The sequence below is a fragment of the Nocardia sp. NPDC047654 genome, from assembly GCF_043205035.1.
Classification (GTDB): domain Bacteria; phylum Actinomycetota; class Actinomycetes; order Mycobacteriales; family Mycobacteriaceae; genus Nocardia.
Genome location: NZ_JBIDDF010000006.1, coordinates 105,460 through 130,954, shown reverse-complemented (window position 1 = coordinate 130,954; position 25,495 = coordinate 105,460). Strand labels below are relative to the sequence as shown.

The window sequence follows — 25,495 nt, the reverse complement described above, 5'->3', positions numbered from 1 at the left end:
CTACCGAGTCAAGCCGGACCCGCACCACAACGCTGGCGAGTATCGGACATCTAGTTGATGTGTCATGCGACTTCGGAAGTGATGGATCGGCCGAAATGTACAGTTATGGCAAGCATCTGGTTACCGACCGGTTGGTGTCTGTCCCCCGGTGTGCTTTCGCCCGATAAACCGGCGTTCGGTCTGGTTGGCCCCGATATTCAGTGATCGCTGTGTGGTAGCGGAATTATCCGGAGCGCAGGATGATTCGCGGTGTCGAGTGGGCTGGACGCTCAAACTGACTCGTATCTACCTGGCATTTCGGACGATTATTGCTGAAAGTAGAACGATCCGTATCAATTGCGCATCCTTATGAACCCGAAACAGCTAACCTGTGGTGGCTGTTTGGAAGACGACCGCGGCCACAGGGGAACGCCATGTGATGGACGTGGTCACGGTGCGTTGACGGGATAGCGAATGACTACAGGTCTGGGTTTCAGCATTGGTGCAGTGAACTCCGTGACGGCTTCGGTCAGTGCGGACCGACCACGGCCGGCGGTGCGGTCTCGACGCACCGCGGTGACCTTCGACAGCGCGGGCGGGCTGCGCTTGGGCGGGATCGCGCAGTTCAGCATGGCGGTCACGGATTTCGCCGATCTCGCCCGTGATCCGGAGGCGGTGATCGTCGGCGGACGCATCTGGTCGCCTGCCAATCTCGTCGCCGCGGTGGTCGGCGAACTCCGCGCGGTCGAGCCGGGCGCGTCCGAGGCGGGTGTGGTGACCACCTATCCCGCCGTGTACTCCGACAAGCAGGTCGCCTTGCTGCGTCAAGCGCTGGACCTATCCGGGGCGGGCGACGTGCTCCTGGTACCCGAACCCGTCGCGGCCGCGGAATGGCTGGAGCACGAGTACGGCCCGCTGGAAACCGGCTTCGTCTTGATCTACGACCTCGGGGGCACCAGCCTCGACGTGAGCATCGTGCGGGTCGGTCCCGACTGGGACAACCATCCGATGATCGGTAAGCCGGTGCGCTCCTACGACTTCGGCGGCAGGCCGCTGGGGTCGATGATCGCGCGCTACGCGCCGGACGTGAAGCCCGGGTCCGCGGGATTGTCGATGACGTCCATCGTCGATATCGACGGGTTGCGCACGGCACACGTGCAGGACTCGCTTCAACTGGTTCGCGAGTCCGTGCGGGAAGCGGGGATCACCCTGTCCGATATCGGCCGGATTCTGCTGGTGGGAGGTGCGTCGCGTCCCGCGGAGGTGGCGCGGACGCTCGCCGAACTCGGCCCCCCCGTGCTGATCTCGGCGGACCCGGGGCAGGCGACCGCCGCGGGCGCCGCCTTCATGGCGGCGCGCACGATGGCGCTCGGCGCCTCGGACGGCCGATCCACCGCGCCGCGGGTGGCGGTGTTCTCCAGTGCCGCGGTGGTCTCCGCGGTCGCCATGTCGGCGGTCACGGTCTTCGGCGGACCTACGGTTCCCGAGTTGTCGCCGCTGCTCGAGCGTCTGCCGGACCTCGGTGTACCGACCGAGAGCCTGCTGGTCGACGTCGGAAACGAGCAGCTCGCCGACGCCTGGTCCGCGATGTCCGCCACCACCTGGAACTCGGGCCGGGCCCTGCTCGCGCAACGGACCTCCGCCTATACCCGATTCATCACACCGGCCGCACGCGGCGCCGGTTATGGACCTTCGGTGGCGGAGTCGCGGCTCGGTTCGCATCGGGACCCGCGAAACTGCTGCGCCCCGGGCGGATTGCGCTACCGGGGATACGGCGATCCCGCCTACTTCGTGAATCCGCTGCCGTTCGCACCGGTCGTGCGCCCCGCACCTGGGGACATCGGGCAGCCGCCCTTTCCCGCGACCCCTGGTCAGCCCGGCCTGCCGGGACAGGTACCCGGTCAGCCGCCCGCGCCCGGAACCGGGACGCCACCGGGCTCCGGTGTTCCCGCGCCGCAGAACGGCTCGACGCCGGCGGAGCCCGGTCCGGCGTCCGGCGGGAGCACACCGGGCAATCCGTCGACCGGGACGTCCGACGTACCGGGCACCGGTACGGGCTCGGACGAGCACGGCGGCTCGGGCTCGAATTCGTCCTCCTCCGCGGGCCCGTCCACGGGGGGCTCCCCCTCCGGGGCCGCCGGGGGTACATCCTCCGGCGGAACCCCCTCGAGCAGTGGGTCGACGAGCGACTCCTCCGCGAACGGATCGTCCGGCGAGTCGCCGGACGGGTCGTCGTCGGGCGGGTCGGCAGGCGCCTCCTCGACGCACGGCTCATCCTCGGCCGGTGATTCGTCGTCGGAGGGTTCGTCTTCGGCCGGGTCGGGGGGCAACTCGTCGACGCATGGTTCGTCCTCCGGTGGGTCGGCGGGCAATTCGTCGTCGGAGGGTTCGTCTTCGGCCGGGTCGGCGGGCAGCTCCTCGACGCATGGTGCGTCCTCCGGTGGGTCGGCGGGCAATTCGTCGTCGGAGGGTTCGTCTTCGGCCGGGTCGGCGGGCAACTCGTCGACGCACGGTTGGTCCAACGGTGGGTCGGCGGGCAACTCGTCGGCGGGCGGTTCGCCCTCCACCGGCGGCTCATCGAGCGGGCGCCCGGGCGGTGCGTCGTCGGCGGGTGGTCACTCTTCCGGGAACTCCTCGGGCGCTTCGTCGTCCAGCGGATCGCGGGGCCGGTCCGGTTCGGTGGGTGGGTCGGCGGGCGGGTCGTCCGCGGGAGGTGCGGGCGGCGGTGGAGCCCGCGGTCGGTAGCTGTGCGGGCGGCGATGCCCAATTGACCAGCGCGCGAGCGGGTCTCGGCACGCCGGAATCAGCGGCGGGTGCGCCGCCGCCGAGGCACAATGGGTTGATGGCATCCGGGGGTCCCCAGCTGATCGCGCTGGACGTGGACGGGACGCTGCTGGACACGGGAACACCGATCAGTACGCGGGTGGTCGCGGCGGTGCGCGCGGCCGTGGCGGCGGGCGCGCATGTCGTGGTCACCACGGGACGCACCCTGCTGACCACCCGTCCGGTGCTCACCGAACTCGGCCTGCTCGAAGGACATGCCCTGTGCTCGAACGGAGCCGTGCACATCGACGTGGCCAGGGGGGAACCGGTCGCGATCCAGTCCTTCGACCCAGCGCCGGCGATCATGGCGTTGCGCGCGCTGTTCCCGGCGATGATCTTCGCCGTGGAAAAGGTCGGCATCGGTACCTGGGCCACCGGAGCCGGTCCCGGCGAGTTCTCCCTGGGCGAGTACCTGCTCGTCGACCACCACGCGTTGAGCAGCGAGCCGACCCCGCGGCTGAACGGCTGGCTGCCGGACGGTTCGCTGGAGGAGATGCTGCTCGCGCTGCGCTCCCTGCAAGTGCCGGGTGCGAGCTGGGTGCACGGCGAGTACGGGCCGTGGCTCACCGTATCCCGGCAGGGCGTGTCGAAGGGGTGGGCGCTGGAACAGCTCCGCATCGCCCTCGGTGTGCCGGACGAGGCGACGCTGGCCATCGGTGACGGTTACAACGATCGGGACATGCTGCGCTGGGCAGCGCATTCGGTCGCGATGGCCAACGCGCCGACGGACGTCCGTGATCTCGCGGACGAAGTGACCGGCCACGTCCTCGACGACGGCGTCGCCACCGTGCTGGAGCGCTGGTTCCGTCCCTGACGAGGCGACGCCCTCGGCGCGCTGCCGCCGATCTTCCGGTCTACGCGGGACCGGTTTCGGCGAGAACCGCGAGGTAGTGCGGGTTCGACATCAGGCCGAGGACGTTGCCGAACGGATCGACCACCGCGGCGGTGACGAAGCCCCCGCCTTCGCCGCGCGGGGTGATGGGGTCGTAGACGGTCGCGCCGAGTTCCAGCAGCCGGTCGAAGGTCGCCCGCAGGTCGTCGACGTGCCAGTTGACGATCGCGCCGCCGGGGGCGTTGCGCGCTCCGGCCGGGGCGTAGGCGCGGTTGACGATACCGAATTCGTGCTGGTAATCGCCGATACGGAACTCGTAGTAGCCGTTCGGGACGTGATAGTAGGGCTCGGTGCCGAAGAACTCGGTGTACCAGTCCTTGGCGGCCTCGAGGTCGTCGGCGTAGAAGGTGCTCGTCGCCATTCCGCGCAGCATGATGGTTCTCCTTCGAGTCGTTCTCATTCGTTGCTTGTAGAACCCATCATCCGGGCAAAAGTGCGCACTGAATGAGCACTTTTCACGGCAGAATTGTGCGCATGCGAGCAGACCGGTTGGTGGCGATCCTGCTGATGATGCAGACCCGTGGGCGGGTGACGGCCGCGCAGGTCGCTGCGGAGCTGGAGACCTCCGTCGCCACCGCGCGCCGGGATCTCGAGGCGCTCTCGGCGGCCGGGGTGCCGGTGTATCCGCAGCCGGGGCGCGGCGGCGGGTGGTCGCTGGTGGGCGGTGCGCGCACGGATCTGAGCGGGCTGACGGCGGGGGAGGCGCGGGCGTTGTTCCTCCTGGCCGGTCCCTCGGCGGGCGCGGTGCCGGAGGCCAAGTCGGCGCTGCGCAAGCTGGTCCGCGCGCTGCCGCACACCTTCCGCGGCGATGCGGAGGCGGCCGCCGATGCCGTGGTGATCGATCCGGCGCGCTGGGGGGCGACCGATCGCGAGCTGCCGCCGGTGGTGTCCTCGCTGCAACGAGCTGTCGTGCAGCGCACCAAGGTGCGGCTGCGGTATGCGAACCGTACCGGCGCGCGATCCGAACGTCTGGTCGACCCTTGGGGGCTGGTGGACAAGGACGCCGTCTGGTACCTGGTCGCGGGAACCGAGCGGGGACAGCGGACGTTTCGCGTCGACCGGATCGCCGAGGCGTCGCTCACCGACGATCCGGCCCACCGCCCGGACGATTTCGACCTCACCGCCGCCTGGGCGCAGGTGGTCGAAGAAATGGAGCGGCGGCGCGCCACCACCGCCGCCACCGTGCTGATCTCCGAACGCCTGCTGCCGATCCTGCGCGACCAGCAGGGCAGGAACTGCGTCGTAGACGGCCCGGCCGACGACGGTCGCATCCGGGTCCGCGTCACCGCCCCCACCGCATGGATGCTCGCCCAGCAGCTGGCCGGCTGGGGCGCCTCGATCGAGGTCCTCGGTCCTGCCGAGGTGCGCGCCGAACTGGCCCGCCTCGGCGCCGAGTTGCTCGACCGCTACGGACCGGACGGTGCGGCATCGTGACCGATCCGGCCTCCACCACGTCTTCCCGGATCAGCGGGGCGCGAGCACGTGGTCGGCCAGAGTGCGCACCATGTCCGAGGCGAGCACGGCGTGGCCGCTCATGCTGAAGTGGATGAGGTCGGCGCTCATCAGGTCGGGCCGCAGGCGCAGCGGGTGGTCCCAGAGCTCGAGCAGCAGCGCGTCGTAGCGGGCGGCGAGCTCGCGGGTCAGGTCGTTGAGCTGGGCCATCCGCTCGCGCATAGGACGCATCGGCGCCATGCGCTCGACTTCCCAGACATCGGCCAGGGTGAAGGTGACGATCTGCGCTCCGGTGCGGGCCAGCGCGGCGAACATCGTGTCCAGGTTCGTCCGCAGTTCGGTGAGATCGCCGCCGGGCAGGAACAGGTCGTTGCCGCCGCAGCTGAGGTGGACGAGATCCGGCCGGAATTCGAGCACGCCGGGCAACTGTTCGGCCAGAACCTGGGCGGAGGTGGCGCCGATCCGGCCGGTGTTCAGGTAGGCCAGATCCGGGCGGACGGTGGTGAGCACGGCCGCGACGCGGTCGGCCCAGCCCACCGGTTCGTACCCGGGGCTGGGGTCGCCGACGCCTTGCGCGATGGAGTCGCCGAGCACCGCGTAGCGCTGCCAGGGGGCGTCGGCGAGCAGACGCCGCTGTTCTTCGGGCGGCAGCACCAGGGGATCGTTGGCTTCGGTGCGAAGAGTGTTGTCGCTCACTGTGTTTCCTAGATTTCGGAAGAGAATGACGGGGTACGGGCAGGGAGGGCGGCCAGGCAGGCGGCCACGACGGCGATGCCCGCACACGCGGCGAAGAGGGTGTGGAACGCGCCGAGCGGATCGTCGGGACGCGCCGCGAACACGGCGGCGAGTACGGCTACACCGAGTGCGCCGCCCACTTGCCGCGCGGTCAGATTCATGCCGGTACCGGCGGCGAACTGCTGGGGCGGAAGCGAACTGGCGGACGCGGTGCCCAGTACCGTGACGACGAAGCCGATGCCGCCGCCGCCGAGCACCCCGGCCGGAATCCACGCCGCCCACAGGTTCGGCGTGGCGCCGAAGGCGTCCGTGCTCATCCACACTGTGCACGCGACGAACATCGACGCACCGAGCACGCCGAGCCATCGCCTGACGACGGGCGAGCCGACCCGGCCCGCGACGGTCGCCGTAACCATCGACGCCACCGCCCCGATCGTCATCGCACCCGCGGAGCCGAGCACCGAGTAACCCCAGATCGCGTCCAGGAACAGCGGTCCCGCCAGCAGCCAGGCGAACATGGCGGCGCCGAAGACGAACGAGGTCGCGTTGGCCAGCGCGTACGACTTGCTGCGCCACAGCTCCACCGCGATCGCGGGATCGTGGTGGCGCGCCGAACGGGCGAGCGCGGCGACGACCAGCAAGCCACCGCCGATCAGCGCGGTCAGCGTCCCCACCGAGGTCCAGCCCCAGCGCTGCCCCTCCGTGACGCCCGCGACCAGTCCGCCGAGACCCAGCGCGACCGCGAGGGTGCCGAGGGGATCGGGCAACCCGCCGCCCGACGGACGGCCCTCCACGGCCGGAATGCGGGCTGCCGCCGCGATCAGCAGCAGCGCCACCGGCACGTTGATCACGAAGACCGCTCGCCAGTCGAATCCTTCGACCAGCGCGCCACCGAGCGCGGGGCCGACCACCGCGGCGAACCCGCCCGCGGCCGACCAGGCTCCGATGGCCGCGCCGATCTTTTCCCGCGGGGTGACGGCCAGCACCAAGCCGAGCGCGGACGGCACCATCAGCGCCGCGGTGCCGCCTTGCAGTACCCGTCCCGCGATAAGCCAGCCCGCCGTCGGCGCGAGCCCGCACAGCAGGGAGGTGAGGGCGAAACCGGCCAGCGCGCCGAGGAACAGCCTGCGGCGTCCGAGCGCGTCGGCGAAGCGTCCGGCCGGGGTGAGCAGCGCGGCGAAGGCGACCGCGTAGCCGCTGACGACCCAGGTCAGCGTGGTGGTGGCCGTGCTGGGGTAGTCCCGGGCGATCGAGGGGAAGGCGATGTTGACGACCGAGAGGTCGAGGAAAGCGATGAATGCCGCGCCGCAGGCGATCAGCAAGGTGCGGGTAGCCGCGGGCGCGGTCGGCGGGCTGTCGAGCCGCACGGACGCGTCGGTCATGGGAAGTCCTTAGAAGCAGGGAAACAAAACGCACGATCGTTCGTTCACTTAAAGTACGACCATACGTTCGTATGTGCAACAGTGGAGTGGAAGAATGACGTCATGACCGAGTCCGTCACCGCGGGCGACCCGCCGCGCGGCACCGATCAGCGCTTGGCGAAAGGCGCTCGGGCGCGGGCGTCGATCGCGCGCCGCGCCGCCGACGTGGCGTCCGTCGAAGGATTGAACGGCGTCAGTATCGGCCGATTGGCCACAGATCTGGGACTGAGCAAGAGCGGGATCGCGACCCTCTTCGGCAGCAAGGAGAGCTTGCAGATCGCGGCGGTGAAGGCCGCGCGGCAGGTCTTCATCGATGAGGTCATCACGCCGAGCCTGAGCGAGCCCGCCGGACTACCGCGCCTGCGCGCCCTGGTCGAGCGCTGGATCGGTCAGGTGGTCCAGCCGGCGTTTCCCGGTGGATGTTTCCGCGTAGCGACGCTCGCCGAGTTCGACAGCAGACCGGGCCCGGTGCGCGATGCCATCGCCGAAGACCGCCGGGACTGGCTCGCGTTCTTGGTGGAGCAGATTCGCCGGGCCCAAGAGCAGGGGCATCTCGGTGGCCGCACGGCCGACGCCGTGGCGTTCGAATTGGACGCCGTGATCGGCGCGGCGCACACCGCCCGTCAGATGGGCGATGAGTCGGGGGTCGCGACCGCGCGCGCCGTCGTGGCGGATCTGCTCGCGACGTCCGGCTAATCGTTCGGCGAACCGTTGACCAGGTAGTCCAGGTAAGAGCCAGGGATCGGGGGCAGTTCCACGCCGTCCGCGTCCACGATGTGGGGCCGGATGGCACCGGTGGGCGTGATCTCGGGACTTTCGATCAGCACCGTCGTCGCGACCGGAAGGGCGAAGAACTGCACCGCGAACGGCATGGCGGCGGCCAATTCGAGCAGGGTGGTGTAGTACGACGCGCGGTGCGCGTGATCTTCGAAGCACTCGACCGACCAACCGGAGGAATCCGGGTCCTTCGTCGCGGTGCGGGCCAGCACCAGCACCGGCGACTCGAGCCCGCACGACGAGACGATCGCCTGCTGATCCTCGCCGGGAAAGTCGAGGTGGTCGGCCAGGCCGACGCCGGCCGCGACTTCGCGCTGGAACCAGACGTCACGCAGGGTGCGATCGACCTGCTCGGCCCAATTCTGCGCATCGGTGCGTTCGGCCAGCCCCAATGTGCCGTCGTCGCGGCCGCGTACCCGGACCAGATTCCAGCCGATGCGGATCGTCTCGCCGGGGTGGTATCGCGTGCCCGCCGCGACGGTGGATTCCAAGTAGGACAGCAACCAGGTCTCCATGCCGGTCAGTTGCGGCTCGGTGAAAACGACGGTGAACTCGGGGTGCCCGTGGCTGGCGCAGGAGGTGGTGCGGAACGACTCGGCCATGCCATGTTCCTAGCATGCGGCACTGCCGCCGGAACGGCGGCATGGTAGCCGGGAGAGAGAACAGGGGCCGTCGTCCGCGGCCGCTCTCGCGTACGCCCTCAGGCCGAAAGCGCGCGTGTCTCCGCGATCGCCGCGTGGTAGCGATCCAGGACGACCTGGGTGAGGGCCGGATGCGCGCCGAGCACATCGGCGTGGGTGGCCCGCGGCGCGGCGTGGGCCAGGCGATCGGTCAGCAAGCCTGGTGCGAGGAACCACGGCGCGACCAGCACGTGGTCCGCGCCGCGGGCGTGCAGTCGCGAGACCGCCTCCGAGACGGACGGTTCGGTGGTCGCGAAGCAGATCTCGGTATGCCAGCCGGTGCGGGCGGCCAAGCGGGCGGCCACTTCGGCGGTCCGGGCGTTGGCCGCGGCCGATGACGATCCGACCGCCGCGACCGCGACACCCAGGCGCCGGCCCGCTGAGGCGTGCGCGGCGCCACCGGCGGCGAGGACCCGGTCGCGCAACGCACCGACCAATCCGGCATCCACGCCGAGCACGTCGGCTTGGGTCAACCGCAGCGCGGGATGGCGCGCGCCTGCCGTGGCGAGCAGTCCGGGCAGGTCGACCCTGGCGTGGAAGGCGCTGCCGAGCAACAGCGGTGTCACCACCGCATGCGTATGACCTTCGGCGGCAACGGCATCCACGACCTGTTCGACCGAAGGGGCGGTGAGATCGAGGAACGCCGTACGGACGTCGAGCTCCGGCCGCGCGGCCGCGACCGCGCCGACCACCTCCGCGACCGTCGCGGCCGAGCGCGGATCACGACTGCCGTGGGCCACCGCGATCAGCGCGGGCGGTCGCGGTGCGCTCCCACCGAGCCCGGCCCGGGGGGTCGCGTAGCCCGGACGGCCCGCGGGCGGAGTGCCGAAAAGTGCTCGCCGCGCTGCCATGTCAGGCTCCGGTGCCGACCTCTACGGCGGACAGCACATCGCCGACCAGGCCGGCCGCCAGCGTGTTGCCACCGGCCGGGTCGATCAGCAGGAAGCTGCCGGTATGCCGGTTCGCCCGGTAGTCGTCGGCCGGGATGGGCTCGGCGACCCGCACCGATATGCGCCCGATGTCGTTGAGTTCCAATGCCTCCGGGCTCGGATCTGCCGCGAGCCGCTGCTCGTCGAAGCGCTCCAGCAGCGTGCCGACGATCGCCTGGGTGGTGCGGGTGCCGTGCTTGAGCAGCAGTCGCGCACCCGGCCGCAGCGGCTTGTCACCCAGCCAGCACACGGTGGCGTCGAAGGTGTCGACCGGTTCCGGCGCGTCGGCGGCCGAGGCGATGATGTCGCCCCGGGAGATGTCGACGTCGTCGGCCAGGATCAGCGTGACGCTGCGCCCGGTCTGCGCCACCGCGAGTTCACCGTCCGGAGTGTCGATCCGCTCGACGGTCGTGCGGATGCCCGAGGGCAGCACCACGACCTCGTCGCCCGGAGCCACCACGCCCGCCGCGATCTGTCCGGCGTAGCCGCGATAGTCCGGGTATTCGGCAGTGCGCGGCCGGATCACGTACTGCACGGGGAAGCGCAGGCCCAGCGCGTGACTGCCGGTGCTGTCCGCGTCGACCGGCACCGATTCCAGGTGCTCGATCAGCGAGGGGCCGTTGTAGTACGGGGTGTTGTCCGACCGGGAGGCGATGTTGTCGCCGTGCAGCGCCGAGACCGGGATCTCCAGCACGTCCTCGCTCGACCAGCCCAGCGTGCTGGTGAGTTCGTTGAACTCCGCGGAGATGGCGGCGAACACGGCGGCGGCGTCGTCCACCAGATCGATCTTGTTCACCGCGAGCACCAGCTTCGGCACACCGAGCAGCGCGAGCACGGCGGCATGCCTGCGGGTCTGCTCGATGACGCCCTTGCGCGCGTCCACGAGCAGGATCACCAGCTGCGCGGTGGACGCGCCGGACACGGTGTTGCGGGTGTACTGCACGTGCCCCGGGGTGTCCGCGAGCACGAAAGAGCGGCGGGGAGTGGCGAAGTAACGGTAGGCGACATCGATGGTGATGCCCTGTTCGCGTTCCGCGCGCAACCCGTCCACGAGCAGCGAGAGATCCGGTGTGGCGAGACCCTTGTCCACCGACGCGCGGGTGACGGCGTCGATCTGGTCGGCCAGAACGGATTTCGTGTCGTAGAGCAGGCGTCCGACCAGAGTGGACTTGCCGTCGTCGACAGAACCGGCGGTGGCCAGCCTCAATAGGTCGGACATGTCAGAAATAACCCTCTCGCTTGCGGTCTTCCATCGCGGCTTCGGAAACCCGGTCGTCGCCGCGGGTCGCACCACGTTCGGTCAGTCGGGACGCGGCGACCTCGGCGAGGATCGCCTCGTTGTCGGCCGCGTCGGAAAGGACGGCGCCGGTGGTGGAGCCGTCGCCCACGGTGCGATAGCGCACCGACCTGGTCTCCAGCACCTCGCCCTCGCGCGGGCCGCCCCACACGCCGGGCGTCATCCACATGCCGTCGCGCAGGTACACCGGACGCTCGTGCGCGTAGTAGATGCTCGCCAGATCGATGTCCTCGCGGGCGATGTAGCGCCAGATGTCCAGCTCGGTCCAGTTGCTCAGCGGGAACACCCGCACGTGCTCGCCCGGCGCGTGGCGCCCGTTGTACAGGTTCCACAGTTCGGGGCGCTGGCGCTTCGGATCCCACTGGCCGAAGGCGTTGCGCAGCGAGAAGATGCGCTCCTTGGCGCGCGAGCGCTCCTCGTCGCGGCGTCCGCCGCCGAACACGGCGTCGAACCGGTGCTCGCTGATCGCGTCCAGCAGCGGGACGGTTTGCAAGGGATTGCGGATGCCGTCCGGGCGCTCGGTGAGCCTGCCGTCGGCGAGGTAGTCCTCCACCTTCGCCACGTGCAGGCGCAGACCGTAGCGCTCGACCACCTTGTCCCGGAACTCCAGCACCTCCGGCAGGTTGTGCCCGGTGTCCACGTGCAGCAGCGCGAACGGCAGCGGCGCGGGCCAGAACGCCTTGAGCGCCAGATGCAGCAGCACGGTGGAGTCCTTGCCGCCGGAGAACAGGATCACCGGCCGCTCGAACTCGCCCGCCACCTCGCGGAAGATGTGGATCGCCTCGGACTCCAGCGCGGCGAGGGTGTCGAAATCGGTGATGCCGAACGAACGTTGGATGGTTTCGGTCATGCTGTGTCCTTTTTCGCATGCCCGAGGGGCCCTACGTGGTTACGCAGGCTGCCTCCTCCGGGCCCTGACTCGGTCATGCTGTGTGCAACCCGCACTCGGTCTTGGCGAGGCCGGCCCAACGGCCGCTTCGCGGATCGGCTCCCGGCTCCGGCTTCCGTGTGCACGGAGCGCAGCCGATGGATGGATACCCCTCCTCCACCAGGGGGTTGACGAGGATGCCGTGCTTCTCGATGTAGTCCTGCATCTCGTCGTCGGACCACGGCGCGATCGGGTTGATCTTCACAAGTCCGAACGCCTCGTCGAACGAGACCAGCGGCGCGTTCGCCCTGGTCGGCGCCTCCACCCGGCGGATGCCGGTGACCCAGGCGTTGTATCCCGCGAGCGACTTCTGCAACGGGACGACCTTGCGCAACCGGCAGCACTCGTTCGGCTCACGGGCGAACAGATCCTTGCCGAGCAGCTGATCCTGTTCGGCCACCGTGTGTTCCGGCCGCGCGTTGATCACGTTCACTCCGTACACGGCCTCCACCGCGTCCCGGGTGCCGATGGTCTCGGCGAAGTGGTAGCCGGTGTCCAGGAACAGCACGTCGACGCCGGCGCGGATGCCCGCCGCGAGGTGCACCAGCACTCCGTCCTGCATGTTGGAGGCCACGATGTAGTTCGTGCCGAAGGTGTCCTCGGTCCACTGCAGGAGTTCGGTCGCCGAGGCGCCGTCCAGTTCGGCGGCACCGCGCGCGGCGATGGCGCGGAGTTCGTCCTCGGACAGCTTTTCCGCGAGTTGGGTTGTCACAGTTGATCTCCCGTCGACACTTATCTCAGGTCGGCCTCGTCGGCGCGGACCGCCCACTGGGCGAACCTTTCGCCGTCGGTACGTTGCTTGACGAAGTTGCGCACCACACGGTCGATGTAGTCGCCCAGTTCCTGGGTGGTCACCTTGTGCTGGCGCAGTTTGCGCCCGAAGGCGCTGTCGAAGCCGAGGCTGCCACCGAGGTGAACCTGGAAGCCCTCGACGTGATTCCCGTTGCCGTCGTCGACCAGCTGTCCCTTGAACCCGATGTCGGCGATCTGCGAGCGGGCGCAGGAGTTCGGGCAGCCGTTGATATTGATCGTGATCGGGACGTCCAGCTGCGCGTTCAGATCAGCGAGCCGTTCCTCCAGTTCCGGCACCAGCGCCTGGGAGCGCTTGCGGGTCTCGGCGAAGGAGAGCTTGCAGAACTCGATGCCGGTGCAGGCCATCAGATTGCGCCGCCACAGCGAGGGCCGCGCCTGCAGGCCGAGCGGCTCGAGCTCGTCGATCAGCGCGTCGACCTTGTCGTCGGGAACGTCGAGCACGATCAGCTTCTGATACGGGGTGAACCGGACGCGATCGGAGCCGATCCGCTCCACCGCGTCGGCCACCTCGGTCAGGACGGTGCCCGACACCCGGCCCGCGATGGGGGAGAAGCCGACGGCGTTGAGCCCGTTGCGCAGCCGCTGCACGCCGACGTGGTCGATCGGCTTGGTCGGCTGCTGCGGCGCGGGACCGTCGATCAGCTTGCGCTTCAGGTACTCGTCCTCGAGCACCTGGCGGAATTTCTCGATGCCCCAGTCCTTGATCAGGAACTTCAGGCGCGCCTTGGTGCGCAGGCGGCGGTAGCCGTAGTCGCGGAACACCGACACGACGGCTTCCCACACGTCCGGCACCTCGTCCAGCGGCACCCACACGCCCACCCGCTGGGCGAGCATCGGGTTGGTGGACAGGCCGCCGCCGACCCATAGGTCGAGGCCGGGGCCGTGCTCGGGGTGCTCGACACCGATGAACGCCACGTCGTTGATCTCGTGCACCACGTCCTGCTGGCCGGAGATCGCGGTCTTGAACTTGCGCGGCAGGTTGGAGTACTCCTTCTTGCCGATGTAGCGGCGCACGATCTCCTCGATCGCGGGCGTCGGGTCGATGACCTCGTCCAGCGACTCGCCCGCCAACGGGGACCCGAGCACCACGCGCGGGCAGTCGCCGCACGCCTCGGTGGTCTTCAGTCCGACCGCTTCGATGCGCTTCCAGATCTCGGGGACGTTCTCCACCTCGATCCAGTGGTACTGCACGTTCTCCCGGTCGGACAGATCCGCGGTGTCGCGAGCGAACTCGGTGGAGATCTGACCGAGCGTGCGCAGTTGCGCGAGATTCAGCGCGCCGCCGTCGCAGCGCACGCGCATCATGAAGTACTTGGCTTCGAGCAGATCGATGTTCTCGTCGCCGGTCCAGGTGCCGTCGTAGCCCTGCTCGCGCTGGGTGTACAGGCCCCACCAGCGGAACCGGCCGCGCAGGTCGCCCTTGTCGATCCCGTCGAAGCCGGTCCTGGCGTAGATGTTCTCGATCCGCGCGCGGACGTTGAGCGGGTTGTCGTCCTTCTTGGACTGTTCGTTCGGGTTCAGCGGTTCGCGGTAGCCCAGCGCCCACTGGCCCTCGGCCTTGCGGCGAACGGGCTTGCCGGTGCGCACGCGCGGGCCGGTGGAGGTCGCCTCGGGACGCGGGCGATCCGGGCGGACGCGGCGTTCGGAGGCCGGGCGGTCGGGACGCGCGCGATGCCCGGGCTGGGATTCGGGCGTGGGCTGATCGGTCGGACCGGCGTCGGTGCTCGACGTCATGGGGTCGCTCCTGCGGGGTGGGTGGTACATCCTGCTGAAGGGCGTGAGGGGCTGACTCACGCCTGCGGTGTCAGCGGGCCGATGAAGTCGGGGATCGCCGGGGACCCGGGATCGGGGCGCGCTGAACTACCGAGGGGAACGAGGCAGACAGCAGGCGCTACACACGCGCTTGTAATCGACGTGGCGACGTGCCACAAGTCGAATCTCCAAAGCGCGCATGCGGCCTATTGTGCCACGTCAGCGAGGGCCTTCCGACCCCCCGTCCGGTATTTCCCGCCATTTCGCGGGAAATCCCCTGGACGTTCGACCCGGTTTGTGACGGCAGTCATAGTTCGAGGCCCGAACCGGGCGTGTGATACGCCCGCCGCATCGTCAGTGATGCTGCGCACGCCGCTTGACCTCGAGTTGGCTCGAGGTAGCACGCTGATCGCATGAGTACCCCAGCGGTCGACACCGCCGCAGAGACCGAGGCCATCCGTGCGGTCGTCGCGAGCGTCCAGCACGCCCAGCGGAACGAACTCGTCGACGAATTCGTCGCGCTGTTCCGGGAGGACGCGATCTGGACCACCGGACACGGCAGCCGACTCTACGGACGCGCCGCCATCGCCGAGTTCACCGCCCGCGTGCTGCCGGGGGCCACCGCGCACGGCTCGGCGACCTACGAGGTCGAGCACGTGCTGTTCATCCGGCCAGACGTGGCCGCGGTCAAGGTGCGCCAGCGCTACTTCACCACGGACGGCGAGCTGGACAGCGAAGGCAGTCCGATGTACGTGATGTCCAAGGAGGACGGCCGCTGGTTGCTCACCGCCAACCAGAACACGCCGGTCGTGTCGGACTGAGACGGTCACCATCGGTCCGGGTCCGGGCCGTTCCCGCGATCGAAGAGGCCATCGACTCCTGATCCAACGGTGCACGGCGGGTCCCGATCCACCGGGCACGACGGCCGAGGGCTCACCGCGCGAATCGGCCCGGGCCGGGAATTCGAGGTCGCTCGGCGCGTGGCGGAGTCCCGGACGTCGGCGCGCGGCCGGCGACGTTCACACTGGACAGGTGAATTCTTCCGTCGCGTCCGCGAGTACCGACACGTCCGTGCCGGTGTTGCGCGATTTCGGTGGCGGGCCGTTCGGGATCTACGTGCACGTGCCGTTCTGCGCCACCCGCTGCGGCTACTGCGACTTCAACACCTACACCGCGGGCGAACTCGGCACGTCCGCGTCGCCGCAGTCCTGGGCGGCGGCGTTGCGCGAGGAGCTGGCCGCCGCCGCGCGGGATTTCGCCGCGCTGCCGAGCCCTACGCCGGAGGTCTCCACCGTCTTCGTCGGCGGAGGGACGCCCTCCCTGCTCGGCGGTGACGGGCTCGCCGCGGTGCTGGACACCGTGCGCGCCGAGTTCACCCTCGCCGCCGGTGCCGAGGTCACCACGGAGTCCAATCCGGAATCCACCTCGCCGGAATTCTTCGAGCGCATCCGGGCGGCCGGGTTCACCAGGGTCTCGCTGGGCATGCAGTCCGCCGCGGCGCACGTGCTGAAGGTGCTCGATCGCACGCACACCCCCGGACGCGCCGTCGCCGCCGCGCGCGAAGCCCGCGCCGCGGGATTCGAGCACGTCAACCTGGACCTGATCTACGGGACGCCGGGCGAGCGGGACGCCGATCTCGACGCCAGCCTGGACGCGGTGCTCGCCGCGGGCGTCGATCACGTCTCGGCCTACTCGCTGATCGTCGAGGACGGCACCGCGCTGGCCCGGCGGGTTCGCCGTGGCGAGTTGCCCGCGCCGGACGACGACGTGCTCGCCGCCCGCTACGAACGGATCGACGCGCGACTGCGATCGGCGGGGCTCGCCTGGTACGAGGTGTCGAACTGGGCCGCGGGCGACGCCGCGGTCTGCAGGCACAACCTCGGCTACTGGGACGGTGGCGACTGGCTCGGCGCCGGTCCGGGCGCGCACAGTCACGTCGGCGGTGTGCGGTGGTGGAACGTCAAGCACCCTGCACGGTACGCGGATCGAGCCGCCACGGGCGCGTTGCCCGCCGCGGGCTGGGAAGCCCTCAGCGCGGACGAGCGGTACACCGAGCGGGTCATGCTCGCCGTCCGGCTGCGCACCGGCCTGCCGCTGGCCGATCTGGCCTCCTCCGCCCTCGTCGCCGTCGACCGGGTGGTCGCCGACGGCCTGGCTACGCGCACCGCCGACGACCGGCTCGTCCTCACCGACCGCGGCCGCCTCCTGGCCGACGGTGTGGTCCGCGAGCTGCTCGAATGATCGCGGTGAAAGATCACGAATTCATCGAGACGACGAACTTTGTGTCTCGTTGCGGTAACGCGGCGCCGACCGGCCGCGTAGTCTGCGACCAACCCCCAAGGAGACACATGGCGTCGGCACGGCACATCACCCTTATCCATGAACCTGGCGAATTCGCGGAGGCGCGAGCAGCGGAGAAGGCGGCGAATGCGCGCCAGTGCGCCGTCGCCGCCCGCACCGTCGCCAGCTACGCGGAGAACGCCGCCGACTGCGAGTCGTTACTCGCGATGCTCGGCCTCGACGCCGAGGCGGGCAAGCAAGCGAAAGTCGCCGATCGCGGCTGAACCGCTACGACTCGTCCGCGGACGGCGCGATCCTGCGCCATTCCCGGGGTGAGAGTCCATAGGCGGCGCGAAAACGACGGGCGACATGGCTCGGATCGCGAAAACCCTGGCGCCGCGCGATCATCGCGATCGTCCGGTGCTTCTGATCCGGTCGCGCCAGATCGCCGCGCACCTGCTCCAGCCGCTGGCTGATGATCCACTGCTCCAGGCTGTACCCCGCATTCGCGCAGATCTTGTACAGCTGCCGGACCGACATGTTGTGTGCCTTGGCGATCTGTCGCGCGCCGAGGTCGGGATCGGCCAGGTTGCGCCGGACATAGGCGCGGATGCTGGACAGCAGGATGTCGGTCGGGACGACGACGGACCCGTTGCCGTCGTCGCCGCCCGCCGACAACAGCAGCCCCCGGATCAACTCGATGCTGGCGCAGCCGGACAGCGCGGCCGCCGGGTCGGCGCTGAGCGCGTCGGCGTCGGCGGTCAGCTGGACGATGTGGTTGGCCACCAGCCGGTAGTGCGGGCTGTCCTGCACCCTCGTCGCGGCCTGACTGATCAGCTCGGCGGGCAGGCCGAGTCGATCCAGCGGCACGTGCATGCAGGTCGAGGCGCCCTCACCGCGCCAGCCGAAATCGTAGGGCGCGTTCAGGTCCATGACGTGCAGATCGCCCGGTCGCACCACGCGCCGGACGTCACCCTGGTCGTATCGCCCCTCGCCGGCCTGCTGCACCGCGACCGCCAGCACCGGCGCGGGTGAGATCCGTACCTGCTTCGGCGTCCGGACCAGCTGGACGGCCGAGGTACGGGTGCGGAAGATGCTCGCCTCGCCGAATCGCCACACGTCGACCGTGGCGTGCACACGCTCGTCGGGCCCGTCCAGCACCACATGGGACGGGACCGATGCCTCCTGTAGCGCCGCGGCCACTGCGGCCATTCGCTCGTGCGGCGCGATGGTGTCCGAATCGAACACGACCGTCATCACAGCCTCCGTCGCAAATGAGACAGATTCGGCAATCCTCGCACGGACACCCCCGATCCGGCCGTGCATTCTGAGCCGAAGATCGTGCACGGAGAGTCGTTTTTCCGGCGGTCGCCCGTCATACGCTGTCGAACGGCGATCGACCGAGCCCGGCTCCGGTTCGGCCCAGGAGGCACGCCGGTGCGGCCACGAGTCCGGTGACGCGTAATCCGACCATCCAGCCAGATCGAAGGGAACTGCCATGCCGACGATCACCACCACCGATGGCGTCGAGATCTACTACAAGGACTGGGGAGCGGGACGTCCCGTGGTGTTCAGCCACGGCTGGCCGCTGAACGGGGATGCCTGGGACAACCAGATGAAGCTGGTGGCGAGCAACGGCTATCGCGCTATCGCGCACGACCGGCGCGCGCACGGCCGCTCCAGCGACGTGTGGGACGGGCACGACATGGACCACTACGCCGACGACCTCGCCGCGGTGCTGAACGAGCTGGACGTGAAGGACGCGACGCTGGTCGGGCACTCGACCGGCGGCGGTGAGGTGACCAGGTACCTGTCCAGGCACGGCACCTCGCGCGTCGCCAAGGCCGTGCTGCTCGGTGCCGTTCCGCCGTTGATGCTGCGGACCGGAGGCAATCCGGAAGGGACGCCGATCGCGGCGTTCGACGACATCCGCGCCGGTGTGGCCGCCGATCGATCGCAATTCTGGAAGGACCTGTCGGTCCCGTTCTACGGCGCCAACCGCGCGGGATCGAAGGTCTCGCAAGGGCTGCGCGACCACTTCTGGCTGATGGGCATGCAGGTCGGGCTTGAGGGGGCGTTCGACTGCGTGAAGGCGTTCTCCGAGACCGATTTCACCGCCGAGCTGCCGGGCATCGACATCCCGGTGCTGGTGGCGCACGGCGACGACGACCAGATCGTGCCGTTCGCCGCGGCGGGCGCCAAGACGGCGAAATTGCTGCCCCGAGCCCAGTTGAAGGTGTATCCGGGCGCCCCGCACGGCCTGTGTGGCGACTACGAGAAGGCGTTCGACGCCGATCTGCTGGACTTCCTGAAGCAATGAGGAGCACAGAACCGATGACGAGCAAACATTGCCTGCGCCGCGCCGTGGCCGCACTCGCCCTCGCGCTGGCCGCCACGGTGTCCGCCGGGCCCGCGCGGGCGCAGCCGCTGCCCACCATCGTGCTCGTGCACGGCGCCTTCGCCGACACCACCAGCTGGGACGGCGTCGCCGCCGTGCTGCGCGAGCGCGGCTATCGCGTCGTCACGCCGGAGAACCCGCTGCGCGGGCCCGCCTACGACGCGGCCGCCGTGCAGCGCACGCTGGACACGATCAGCGGTCCCGTCGTGCTGGCGGGGCACTCCTACGGCGGTTTCGTGATCAGCAACGTGCGCGATCCGAAGGTCGAATCACTCGTCTACGTCGCGGCGTTCGCACCGGTGCAAGGCGAGGTTGCTCAGGCGGCGCTGGACCCGATCCGCTTCCCGGGCAGCCAGTTGCTGCCGCCCGCGTTGCAAGTGAAGGTCGTCGACGACGGCACGGGTGTCGCCGGGAAGAATGTGGACGGTTATGTCGCGCCCGACAGCTTCAACGCCGTCTTCGCCCAGGACGTCGGGCCGGCGACCGCGGCCGACATGATCGCCCATCAGCACTCCATCGCGGTGAAGGCCAACCTCGAGCCCTCCGGGCCGCCTTCCTGGTCGGGCACCCCGAGCTGGTATCTGGTCTCGGCGGCGGACCGGGTCATCCCGCCGTCCTCCCAGCGCTTCATGGCCCAGCGAATGGGAGCGCGAACCAGTGAGATCGACGCCTCGCACGCCTCGCTGGTCTCCCGGCCCGACGCCGTGGCCGCGCTGATCGACGGCGCCGTCCCCCACTGATATAGGAGGCGTTGCAGGCGAGCGCTCCGGGTACCGACAATTAGACTGACGGAACGGACGAACCGTGATTCGCCTGCGATGCGTGGTGGCCGCGGTGCGTCGGCGCCGGGTACGGCGTGATCGGAGACGAAGAGCGAGGAGGTGGGGCCGATGTCGAGCACCGAGGATCGGCGCTTCGAGGTCCTGCGCGCGATCGTCGCGGACTATGTCGCGACCAAGGAGCCGATCGGGTCGAAGACGCTGGTCGAGCGGCATAACCTGGGTGTTTCCAGCGCGACGGTGCGCAACGACATGGCGGTGCTCGAGGCCGAGGGTTACATCACCCAGCCGCACACGAGTTCCGGGCGTATCCCAACGGACAAGGGCTATCGGCAGTTCGTCGATCGGATCTCCGAGGTGAAGCCGCTGTCGGCGGCGGAGCGCAGGGCGATCATGGAGTTCCTGGAGTCCGGTGTCGACCTCGATGACGTGCTGCGCCGGGGCGTCCGTTTGCTGGCCCAGCTGACCAGGCAGGTCGCCGTCGTGCAGTACCCGACGGTCTCGGCGTCCACGGTCCGCCACATCGAGGTGGTCGCGCTCAATCCCGCGCGCCTGCTGCTGGTGGTGATCACCGACACCGGCCGGGTCGACCAGCGCCTGGTGGAACTCGGCGCGCTGATCGACGACGAGGACCTGGCCGCGCTGCGCGGCATGCTCGGCGGCGCGATGGACGGCAAACGCCTGGCCTCGGCCTCGGCGGCGGTCGCCGAGCTACCCGAGCACGCGCCGATGCGGCTGCGCGACGTGCTGGTGCGGGTGTCCACGGTGCTGGTGGAGACCCTGGTGGAGCACCCCGAGGAGCGATTGGTGCTCGGTGGCACCGCCAACCTCACCCGCAACGCGGCCGACTTCGGTTTCCCCGGCTCGCTGCGCGCGGTCCTGGAGGCGCTCGAGGAACAGGTCATCGTGCTCAAGCTGCTCGCCGCGGCCCAGCATCCGGGGACGGTCACGGTGCGGATCGGCGAGGAGACGCAGGTAGAGCAGATGCGTGGCACCTCGGTGGTGTCCACCGGCTACGGCGCGGCGGGAGCGGTGCTCGGCGGAATGGGGGTACTCGGCCCGACCCGAATGGACTACCCGGGCACGATCGCATCGGTGGCGGCCGTGGCCCGATACATCGGTGAGGTCCTCGCCGAGCGCTGACCTGACCAGCGCGGGGAGACGCCACTGCTACGCTCGACCTTTCGGCCGGATAAAGTTGAGTGCACAAGACTAATGCTGTTGCCGGCGCGCTTCGAACGCGGCGCGGGCACCGGCGGCACCGTCGAGAACGACCAAGGACTAGAGAACTCAAGTGGCACGGGACTACTACGGACTGCTCGGCGTCGCGAAGAACGCGACCGATCAGGAGATCAAGCGGGCCTACCGCAAGCTGGCGCGTGAGCTCCACCCCGACGTCAACCCCGACGAGGCGGCGCAGGCCAGGTTCAAGGAAGTGTCGACCGCCTACGAGGTGCTGTCGGACCCGGAGAAGCGGCGCATCGTCGACATGGGCGGCGACCCGCTGGAATCCGGCGGCGGCGGGGCCGGATTCAACGGCGCGGGCTTCGGCGGGCTCGGCGACGTGTTCGAGGCGTTCTTCGGCGGCATGAGCGGATCGGCCGGCGCGCGCAAGCCGCGCGGCCGCGTCCAGCCCGGCGCCGACTCGCTGATCCGCACCCGGCTCAGCCTGGCCGAATGCGCGGTCGGTGTGACCAAGCACCTCACCGTGGACACCGCGATCCTGTGCGACATCTGCCAGGGCTCCGGAACCAACGGCAACTCCAAGCCGGTGCGCTGCGAAACCTGCGGCGGCGCGGGCGAAGTCCAGTCCGTGCAACGGTCCTTCCTCGGCCAGGTGCTGACCTCGCGCCCGTGCCCCACCTGCCGCGGCGCGGGCGAGACCATCCCCGACCCCTGCCACAAGTGCGGTGGCGACGGCCGGGTGCGGGCGCGCCGCGAGATCGCCGCCCCGATTCCCGCCGGCGTCGCGAACGGCATGCGGGTGCGGCTGGCCGCGCAGGGCGAGGTCGGCCCGGGCGGCGGTCACGCGGGTGACCTGTATGTCGAGATCGTGGAGCAGCCGCACGACGTCTTCGTCCGGGACGGCGACGATCTGCACTGCACCATCCGGGTGCCGATGGTCGACGCGGCGCTGGGCACCACCGTCGTGATCGACACCATCCTCGACGGCCCCACCGAGCTGACCATTCCGGCGGGCACCCAGCCCGGCGAGATCTCGGTGCTGCGCGGGCACGGCATGCCGCGGCTGCGCTCCGGCGCGCGCGGCGACCTGCTCGCGCACCTGGACATCGTGATCCCGGCCAAGCTGGACAGCAAGCAGACCGAACTGCTGCGCAAGTACAAGGGAATGCGCGAGCGCGAACGCGCCGAGGTGATGTCGGCGCAGTCCGAGCACAACAGCGGCCTGTTCGCGCGGCTGCGTGCCTCGTTCAGCGGGCGCTAGGTGGCCGCGACGGTCTTCTACCTCGACGAGGTGCCCGAGCCGGGTGCGGTCGCGGTGCTCGACGGACCGGAGGGCAGGCACGCCGCCACGGTGCGCCGTATCCGGGTCGGCGAGCCGATCACCCTCTCCGATGGGCGCGGCGTGCTCGCCGAATCGGAAGTCGTCGCCGCACACCGTGACCGGCTCGAGCTGGCGGTGCGCGACCGGAGGCTCGCGGCCCCGCCGACGCCACCGGTGACCGTCGTGCAGGCGCTGCCGAAATCCGACCGTTCCGAGCTGGCGGTCGAGCTGATGACCGAGGCGGGCGCCGACGCCGTCGTTCCCTGGCAGGCCGCGCGCTGCGTCGCGAGCTGGGAGGCCAAGGCGGCCAAAGGGGTGGACAAGTGGCGGGCCGCGGCGCGTTCGGCCGCCCGGCAGTCCCGCCGCGCCTACATCCCGGAAGTCGCCGACCTGCACCGCACAAAAGAGCTGCTGGAGCTGGTTCGGAAGGCCAAGGCCGCCGGTGCGATCGTCGCGGCGCTGCACGAATCCGGTACCGCTCGCTTCACCGAATTGCCCTTCGCCGACGCCACCGAAATCTTCCTCGTGGTCGGTCCGGAAGGCGGGCTGGACGACGCGGAACTCGTCGCTTTGACCGAGGCGGGCGCGGACGTGACCTTGCTCGGTCCGACGGTTCTGCGTACCTCCACCGCGGCGGCGGTCGCCCTCGGCGCACTCGGCGCGCTGACACCGCGCTGGTGACTATCCCCCCGAGTGGCGCGACAATCGGCGCGGTGCTCGGTCAGACCCGGACAGGTGCCGCTTCCGAGGCGGGAGCGGCGGGCGTCGCCGCCTCGCGCTGCGCTCGATGCGATACGCCCAGCAATAACGCCGCGAGGACCATCAGGAAGCCGATGCCGCAGGTCAGGCCGAGCCATCCGGCTCGGGCGTAAGCGATACCGGCCGCGCCGCCGACCAGCGCGCTGCCCAGGTAGTAGGCGAACAGATACAGCGACGACGCCGCGCCCCGATTGCCTTCGGCCATCGCGCCCACCCATGCGCTCGCCGCGGTGTGCGCACCGAAAAACCCTGCGGTGTAGAGCAATACGCCGAGTATCACGGTACCGAGGTGATCGGGAATCGTGAGGACGAGCCCGATTGTCATCGCCACCAGTGAGATCGTGAGCACCCACTGCCTGCCGATCCGATCGGTCAGCCGTCCGGACGCCGCCGAGGCCGCCGTTCCGGCCAGATACAGCACGAACACCAGCCCTGCCAGCGCTTCCGGCAAGCTGAACGGCGCCCTGGCCAGCCGGTAGCCGAGATAGTTGTACATCGAGACGAACCCGCCCATCAGCACGAACGCCAGCCCGAACAGCGCGAGCAGTCCGCGATGGCGCAACTGGCTGCCCAGGTCGCCGAGCACCGTGCGGATTCCGGCGGGCCGCTGGACGAAGCCGCGAGAGGGCGGCAGCCACCGAACGAACCACACGGTGCAGGCCGCGGCGGCGAGGGAGGCCACTGCCAGCGCCCACCGCCAGGACGCGATGTCCGAGATGAACGCCGGAATCAGCCGCCCGGCCAGCCCGCCGATCGTGGTGCCCGCCACATAGATGCCCATCGCGGCGCCCAACCCGTCCCCGCCGATCTCCTCCGCCAGATATGCCATAGCCACCGCTGGCACACCGGCCAGGGCGACGCCCTGAAGCGCGCGTCCGGCGAGCAGCACATCCAATGAGGGGCTCAGCGGTAGCAGCAGTCCGATCACCGCCGCCGCGATGGCGGAACCGGTCATCACCCTGGTCCGGCCGATCCGCGACGAGAGCGCGCTCACCGGGATGATCGCCAGCGCGAGGAATCCGGTCGTGAGCGAGACCGCCAGCGCCGCTCGCGCAGGCGTCGCGCCGAACGCGGCCGAAAGGCTGGGCAGCAGCGCCTGGGCGCTGTACATGGAGGCGAAGGTCGTCAAGCCGGCCGCGAACAGCGCGGTGGTGATCCTGCGGTCGTGGGCGGCGTCTTGGGCCACCCCGCTCGACGTCGTGGACATGGCTTCCTCCTTTCGACCAGCATCACCAGCCGCTATCGAGAACGGAAATGAATAATGAGAGCGGAGTTCATGCGCTGCTCACATATAGGGAGGCCGGAGCGTGCTCGGTGAGGATCTGGAGTGGTTCACGACACTCGCCGAACTGGAGCGGGTGGGTGCGGCCGCGGATCGGTTGCACCTCGCGCAGCCGACGCTGTCGCGCATGCTGGCCCGATTGGAACGCAGGGTGGGTGTCGACCTGTTCGATCGGCACGGGAAGCGGATCACCCTCAACGAGTTCGGGCGGATCTATTACGAGCACGCCCGCCGCGCGCAATCCGAACTGGACGCCGCGAAACAGGCGCTCGCCGATCGGTCCAATCCGGCCGGGGGCGTGCTGCGGCTGTCGTTTCAGCACTCTTTCGGCGGCTCGCTGGTGCCGCAGCTGATCAGCGGTTTCCGGCGCGTTTCCGGCCGGATCACGATCACCCTGTGGCAGGGCGCGGCAGAAGCCGTGACCGAGCGGGTGCTCGCGGGCGAAGCCGATCTGGGCATCGTCTCGCCACGCCCCGCCGCAGCGGGCATCGGCTGGCGCGCCGTGCTGCGCCAGCCGCTGGTCCTCGCGGTGCCGCCGGAACATCGGTTGGCCGGGCGGCGGCAGGTCCGGCTCGCGGAGGTGGCCGACGCGGATTTCGTCACCATGCACCACGGCTTCGGGATGCGGCGCATCTTCGACGAACTGTGCGCCGCCGCGGATATCCGGCCGAGGATCGCGTTCGAATCGAGTGATCTCGTCACCGTGGCCGGGCTGGTGTCGGCGGGGTTGGGGCTGGCCATCCTGCCGGGCGAAGACCCGCTGTCGGCGGGACCGCTGTCCGGCCCGGCCACGGTGCCGCTGGCGGACGCGGGCGCGGCTCGCGCGGTGGGGCTGGTCTGGTCCGCCGCGGCGACGCCACCGGAGGCGGTGCGACGCTTTCGTGACTTCACCGAGGATTGGGCGCGGCGACGTGGGGGAATCCCGTGAGGACCTGATTGCGCCCGCAGCATATTCACTGGGCGGTGTCGGTGGGGCGGGTTAAACTTCTCTCCATACAGCAGTCGAGACCGGA

25 protein-coding genes are annotated in these 25,495 nt (G+C 69.8%); 13 read left to right on the top strand and 12 right to left on the bottom strand.

Annotated features, from left to right (window positions below; all coding sequences use genetic code 11):
• Positions 1 to 486: 486 nt before the first annotated feature.
• A complete protein-coding gene (locus tag ACGF7Y_RS19090; RefSeq protein ID WP_393235495.1) occupies positions 487 to 2,724 on the top strand; it encodes an Hsp70 family protein in 2,238 nt (745 codons plus the stop codon).
• A gap of 97 nt (positions 2,725 to 2,821) precedes the next feature.
• The gene (locus tag ACGF7Y_RS19085) at positions 2,822 to 3,616 is read left to right on the top strand and encodes an HAD hydrolase family protein (RefSeq protein WP_393235492.1); all 795 of its coding nucleotides are present in this window, start codon (positions 2,822 to 2,824) and stop codon (positions 3,614 to 3,616) included.
• Positions 3,617 to 3,656: 40 nt separating this feature from the next.
• On the opposite strand, the gene ACGF7Y_RS19080 is transcribed toward ACGF7Y_RS19085, so the two are convergent.
• Positions 3,657 to 4,067, bottom strand: coding sequence for a VOC family protein (locus tag ACGF7Y_RS19080; RefSeq protein ID WP_393235489.1), 411 nt, complete (start codon positions 4,065 to 4,067; stop codon positions 3,657 to 3,659).
• 101 nt (positions 4,068 to 4,168) lie between these two features.
• Here ACGF7Y_RS19080 and ACGF7Y_RS19075 point away from each other — a divergent pair, with 101 nt between their 5' ends.
• Positions 4,169 to 5,128, top strand: coding sequence for a helix-turn-helix transcriptional regulator (locus ACGF7Y_RS19075; RefSeq protein ID WP_393235486.1), 960 nt, complete (start codon positions 4,169 to 4,171; stop codon positions 5,126 to 5,128).
• Positions 5,129 to 5,158: 30 nt separating this feature from the next.
• On the opposite strand, the gene ACGF7Y_RS19070 is transcribed toward ACGF7Y_RS19075, so the two are convergent.
• Together ACGF7Y_RS19070 and ACGF7Y_RS19065 are read right to left on the bottom strand one after the other, a co-directional pair.
• On the bottom strand, positions 5,159 to 5,842 hold the full coding sequence (locus ACGF7Y_RS19070; RefSeq protein ID WP_393235483.1) for an SGNH/GDSL hydrolase family protein: 684 nt from the start codon (positions 5,840 to 5,842) through the stop codon (positions 5,159 to 5,161).
• A gap of 8 nt (positions 5,843 to 5,850) precedes the next feature.
• A complete protein-coding gene (locus tag ACGF7Y_RS19065) occupies positions 5,851 to 7,263 on the bottom strand; it encodes an MFS transporter (RefSeq protein ID WP_393235480.1) in 1,413 nt (470 codons plus the stop codon).
• A 102-nt stretch (positions 7,264 to 7,365) separates the two neighbouring features.
• On the opposite strand from ACGF7Y_RS19065, the gene ACGF7Y_RS19060 reads away from it, so the two are divergent.
• Entirely contained in the window at positions 7,366 to 7,998 is a 633-nt protein-coding gene (locus ACGF7Y_RS19060) for a TetR/AcrR family transcriptional regulator (protein WP_393235477.1), read from the top strand.
• On the opposite strand, the gene ACGF7Y_RS19055 is transcribed toward ACGF7Y_RS19060, so the two are convergent.
• The 7 genes from ACGF7Y_RS19055 to ACGF7Y_RS19025 all read right to left on the bottom strand — a co-directional run bounded on the left by ACGF7Y_RS19055 (position 7,995) and on the right by ACGF7Y_RS19025 (position 14,679).
• The gene (locus ACGF7Y_RS19055) at positions 7,995 to 8,681 is read right to left on the bottom strand and encodes a hypothetical protein (protein ID WP_393235475.1); all 687 of its coding nucleotides are present in this window, start codon (positions 8,679 to 8,681) and stop codon (positions 7,995 to 7,997) included. The two genes, ACGF7Y_RS19060 and ACGF7Y_RS19055, sit on opposite strands and share 4 nt — an antisense overlap.
• 98 nt (positions 8,682 to 8,779) lie before the next feature.
• Positions 8,780 to 9,610: a sirohydrochlorin chelatase gene (locus tag ACGF7Y_RS19050; protein WP_393235472.1), complete on the bottom strand. Its 831-nt coding sequence runs from the start codon at positions 9,608 to 9,610 to the stop codon at positions 8,780 to 8,782.
• A gap of 1 nt (position 9,611) precedes the next feature.
• Positions 9,612 to 10,907: a sulfate adenylyltransferase subunit 1 gene (locus tag ACGF7Y_RS19045; RefSeq protein ID WP_393235470.1), complete on the bottom strand. Its 1,296-nt coding sequence runs from the start codon at positions 10,905 to 10,907 to the stop codon at positions 9,612 to 9,614.
• A 1-nt stretch (position 10,908) separates the two neighbouring features.
• The gene (cysD, locus tag ACGF7Y_RS19040) at positions 10,909 to 11,835 is read right to left on the bottom strand and encodes a sulfate adenylyltransferase subunit CysD (RefSeq protein ID WP_393235468.1); all 927 of its coding nucleotides are present in this window, start codon (positions 11,833 to 11,835) and stop codon (positions 10,909 to 10,911) included.
• A gap of 73 nt (positions 11,836 to 11,908) precedes the next feature.
• On the bottom strand, positions 11,909 to 12,625 hold the full coding sequence (locus tag ACGF7Y_RS19035; protein WP_062969769.1) for a phosphoadenylyl-sulfate reductase: 717 nt from the start codon (positions 12,623 to 12,625) through the stop codon (positions 11,909 to 11,911).
• Between the two features lie 20 nt (positions 12,626 to 12,645).
• Positions 12,646 to 14,460, bottom strand: a complete 1,815-nt coding sequence (locus ACGF7Y_RS19030) for a nitrite/sulfite reductase (RefSeq protein WP_393235465.1) — start codon at positions 14,458 to 14,460, stop codon at positions 12,646 to 12,648.
• A 126-nt stretch (positions 14,461 to 14,586) separates the two neighbouring features.
• Positions 14,587 to 14,679, bottom strand: a complete 93-nt coding sequence (locus ACGF7Y_RS19025) for an Ms4527A family Cys-rich leader peptide (RefSeq protein WP_357037344.1) — start codon at positions 14,677 to 14,679, stop codon at positions 14,587 to 14,589.
• Between the two features lie 212 nt (positions 14,680 to 14,891).
• On the opposite strand from ACGF7Y_RS19025, the gene ACGF7Y_RS19020 reads away from it, so the two are divergent.
• From ACGF7Y_RS19020 to ACGF7Y_RS19010, 3 genes are all read left to right on the top strand, one after another.
• Positions 14,892 to 15,299 carry an SgcJ/EcaC family oxidoreductase gene (locus tag ACGF7Y_RS19020; protein WP_393235463.1) on the top strand — a complete coding sequence of 136 codons (408 nt, stop codon included), beginning with the start codon at positions 14,892 to 14,894 and terminating at the stop codon, positions 15,297 to 15,299.
• Positions 15,300 to 15,510: 211 nt separating this feature from the next.
• Positions 15,511 to 16,719, top strand: coding sequence for a radical SAM family heme chaperone HemW (hemW, locus tag ACGF7Y_RS19015; RefSeq protein ID WP_393235461.1), 1,209 nt, complete (start codon positions 15,511 to 15,513; stop codon positions 16,717 to 16,719).
• Positions 16,716 to 17,042 carry a hypothetical protein gene (locus tag ACGF7Y_RS19010; RefSeq protein WP_393235459.1) on the top strand — a complete coding sequence of 109 codons (327 nt, stop codon included), beginning with the start codon at positions 16,716 to 16,718 and terminating at the stop codon, positions 17,040 to 17,042. The genes hemW and ACGF7Y_RS19010 overlap by 4 nt, the downstream gene beginning before the upstream one ends.
• 4 nt (positions 17,043 to 17,046) lie before the next feature.
• On the opposite strand, the gene ACGF7Y_RS19005 is transcribed toward ACGF7Y_RS19010, so the two are convergent.
• Positions 17,047 to 18,015 carry a helix-turn-helix domain-containing protein gene (locus ACGF7Y_RS19005; protein ID WP_393235457.1) on the bottom strand — a complete coding sequence of 323 codons (969 nt, stop codon included), beginning with the start codon at positions 18,013 to 18,015 and terminating at the stop codon, positions 17,047 to 17,049.
• Positions 18,016 to 18,256: 241 nt separating this feature from the next.
• Between ACGF7Y_RS19005 and ACGF7Y_RS19000 the strand changes: the two genes are divergently transcribed.
• The 5 genes from ACGF7Y_RS19000 (at position 18,257) to ACGF7Y_RS18980 (ending at position 23,122) form a co-directional block, all read left to right on the top strand.
• The gene (locus tag ACGF7Y_RS19000; RefSeq protein WP_393235455.1) at positions 18,257 to 19,078 is read left to right on the top strand and encodes an alpha/beta fold hydrolase; all 822 of its coding nucleotides are present in this window, start codon (positions 18,257 to 18,259) and stop codon (positions 19,076 to 19,078) included.
• Positions 19,079 to 19,092: 14 nt separating this feature from the next.
• The gene (locus tag ACGF7Y_RS18995; protein ID WP_393235453.1) at positions 19,093 to 19,896 is read left to right on the top strand and encodes an alpha/beta fold hydrolase; all 804 of its coding nucleotides are present in this window, start codon (positions 19,093 to 19,095) and stop codon (positions 19,894 to 19,896) included.
• Positions 19,897 to 20,046: 150 nt separating this feature from the next.
• Complete coding sequence (hrcA, locus tag ACGF7Y_RS18990) at positions 20,047 to 21,078, top strand: heat-inducible transcriptional repressor HrcA (RefSeq protein WP_393235451.1); 1,032 nt, start codon at positions 20,047 to 20,049, stop codon at positions 21,076 to 21,078.
• A 151-nt stretch (positions 21,079 to 21,229) separates the two neighbouring features.
• A complete protein-coding gene (dnaJ, locus tag ACGF7Y_RS18985; protein WP_040865605.1) occupies positions 21,230 to 22,381 on the top strand; it encodes a molecular chaperone DnaJ in 1,152 nt (383 codons plus the stop codon).
• Entirely contained in the window at positions 22,382 to 23,122 is a 741-nt protein-coding gene (locus ACGF7Y_RS18980; RefSeq protein WP_393235449.1) for a 16S rRNA (uracil(1498)-N(3))-methyltransferase, read from the top strand.
• A 40-nt stretch (positions 23,123 to 23,162) separates the two neighbouring features.
• On the opposite strand, the gene ACGF7Y_RS18975 is transcribed toward ACGF7Y_RS18980, so the two are convergent.
• A complete protein-coding gene (locus tag ACGF7Y_RS18975) occupies positions 23,163 to 24,407 on the bottom strand; it encodes an MFS transporter (protein WP_393235446.1) in 1,245 nt (414 codons plus the stop codon).
• Between the two features lie 100 nt (positions 24,408 to 24,507).
• On the opposite strand from ACGF7Y_RS18975, the gene ACGF7Y_RS18970 reads away from it, so the two are divergent.
• Positions 24,508 to 25,410, top strand: coding sequence for a LysR family transcriptional regulator (locus tag ACGF7Y_RS18970; RefSeq protein WP_393235444.1), 903 nt, complete (start codon positions 24,508 to 24,510; stop codon positions 25,408 to 25,410).
• The last annotated feature ends 85 nt before the right edge of the window (positions 25,411 to 25,495 follow it).

Coding starts and splice junctions, on each gene's coding strand:
- ACGF7Y_RS19085 (WP_393235492.1), top strand. CDS start 2,822: ATGGCATCCGGGGGTCCCCAGCTGATCGCGCTGGACGTGGACGGGACG.
- ACGF7Y_RS19080 (WP_393235489.1), bottom strand. CDS start 4,067: ATGCTGCGCGGAATGGCGACGAGCACCTTCTACGCCGACGACCTCGAG.
- ACGF7Y_RS19075 (WP_393235486.1), top strand. CDS start 4,169: ATGCGAGCAGACCGGTTGGTGGCGATCCTGCTGATGATGCAGACCCGT.
- ACGF7Y_RS19065 (WP_393235480.1), bottom strand. CDS start 7,263: ATGACCGACGCGTCCGTGCGGCTCGACAGCCCGCCGACCGCGCCCGCG.
- ACGF7Y_RS19060 (WP_393235477.1), top strand. CDS start 7,366: ATGACCGAGTCCGTCACCGCGGGCGACCCGCCGCGCGGCACCGATCAG.
- ACGF7Y_RS19055 (WP_393235475.1), bottom strand. CDS start 8,681: ATGGCCGAGTCGTTCCGCACCACCTCCTGCGCCAGCCACGGGCACCCC.
- ACGF7Y_RS19050 (WP_393235472.1), bottom strand. CDS start 9,610: ATGGCAGCGCGGCGAGCACTTTTCGGCACTCCGCCCGCGGGCCGTCCG.
- ACGF7Y_RS19045 (WP_393235470.1), bottom strand. CDS start 10,907: ATGTCCGACCTATTGAGGCTGGCCACCGCCGGTTCTGTCGACGACGGC.
- cysD (WP_393235468.1), bottom strand. CDS start 11,835: ATGACCGAAACCATCCAACGTTCGTTCGGCATCACCGATTTCGACACC.
- ACGF7Y_RS19030 (WP_393235465.1), bottom strand. CDS start 14,460: ATGACGTCGAGCACCGACGCCGGTCCGACCGATCAGCCCACGCCCGAA.
- ACGF7Y_RS19025 (WP_357037344.1), bottom strand. CDS start 14,679: ATGCGCGCTTTGGAGATTCGACTTGTGGCACGTCGCCACGTCGATTAC.
- ACGF7Y_RS19020 (WP_393235463.1), top strand. CDS start 14,892: ATGAGTACCCCAGCGGTCGACACCGCCGCAGAGACCGAGGCCATCCGT.
- ACGF7Y_RS19010 (WP_393235459.1), top strand. CDS start 16,716: ATGATCGCGGTGAAAGATCACGAATTCATCGAGACGACGAACTTTGTG.
- ACGF7Y_RS19005 (WP_393235457.1), bottom strand. CDS start 18,015: ATGACGGTCGTGTTCGATTCGGACACCATCGCGCCGCACGAGCGAATG.
- ACGF7Y_RS19000 (WP_393235455.1), top strand. CDS start 18,257: ATGCCGACGATCACCACCACCGATGGCGTCGAGATCTACTACAAGGAC.
- ACGF7Y_RS18995 (WP_393235453.1), top strand. CDS start 19,093: ATGACGAGCAAACATTGCCTGCGCCGCGCCGTGGCCGCACTCGCCCTC.
- hrcA (WP_393235451.1), top strand. CDS start 20,047: ATGTCGAGCACCGAGGATCGGCGCTTCGAGGTCCTGCGCGCGATCGTC.
- ACGF7Y_RS18975 (WP_393235446.1), bottom strand. CDS start 24,407: ATGTCCACGACGTCGAGCGGGGTGGCCCAAGACGCCGCCCACGACCGC.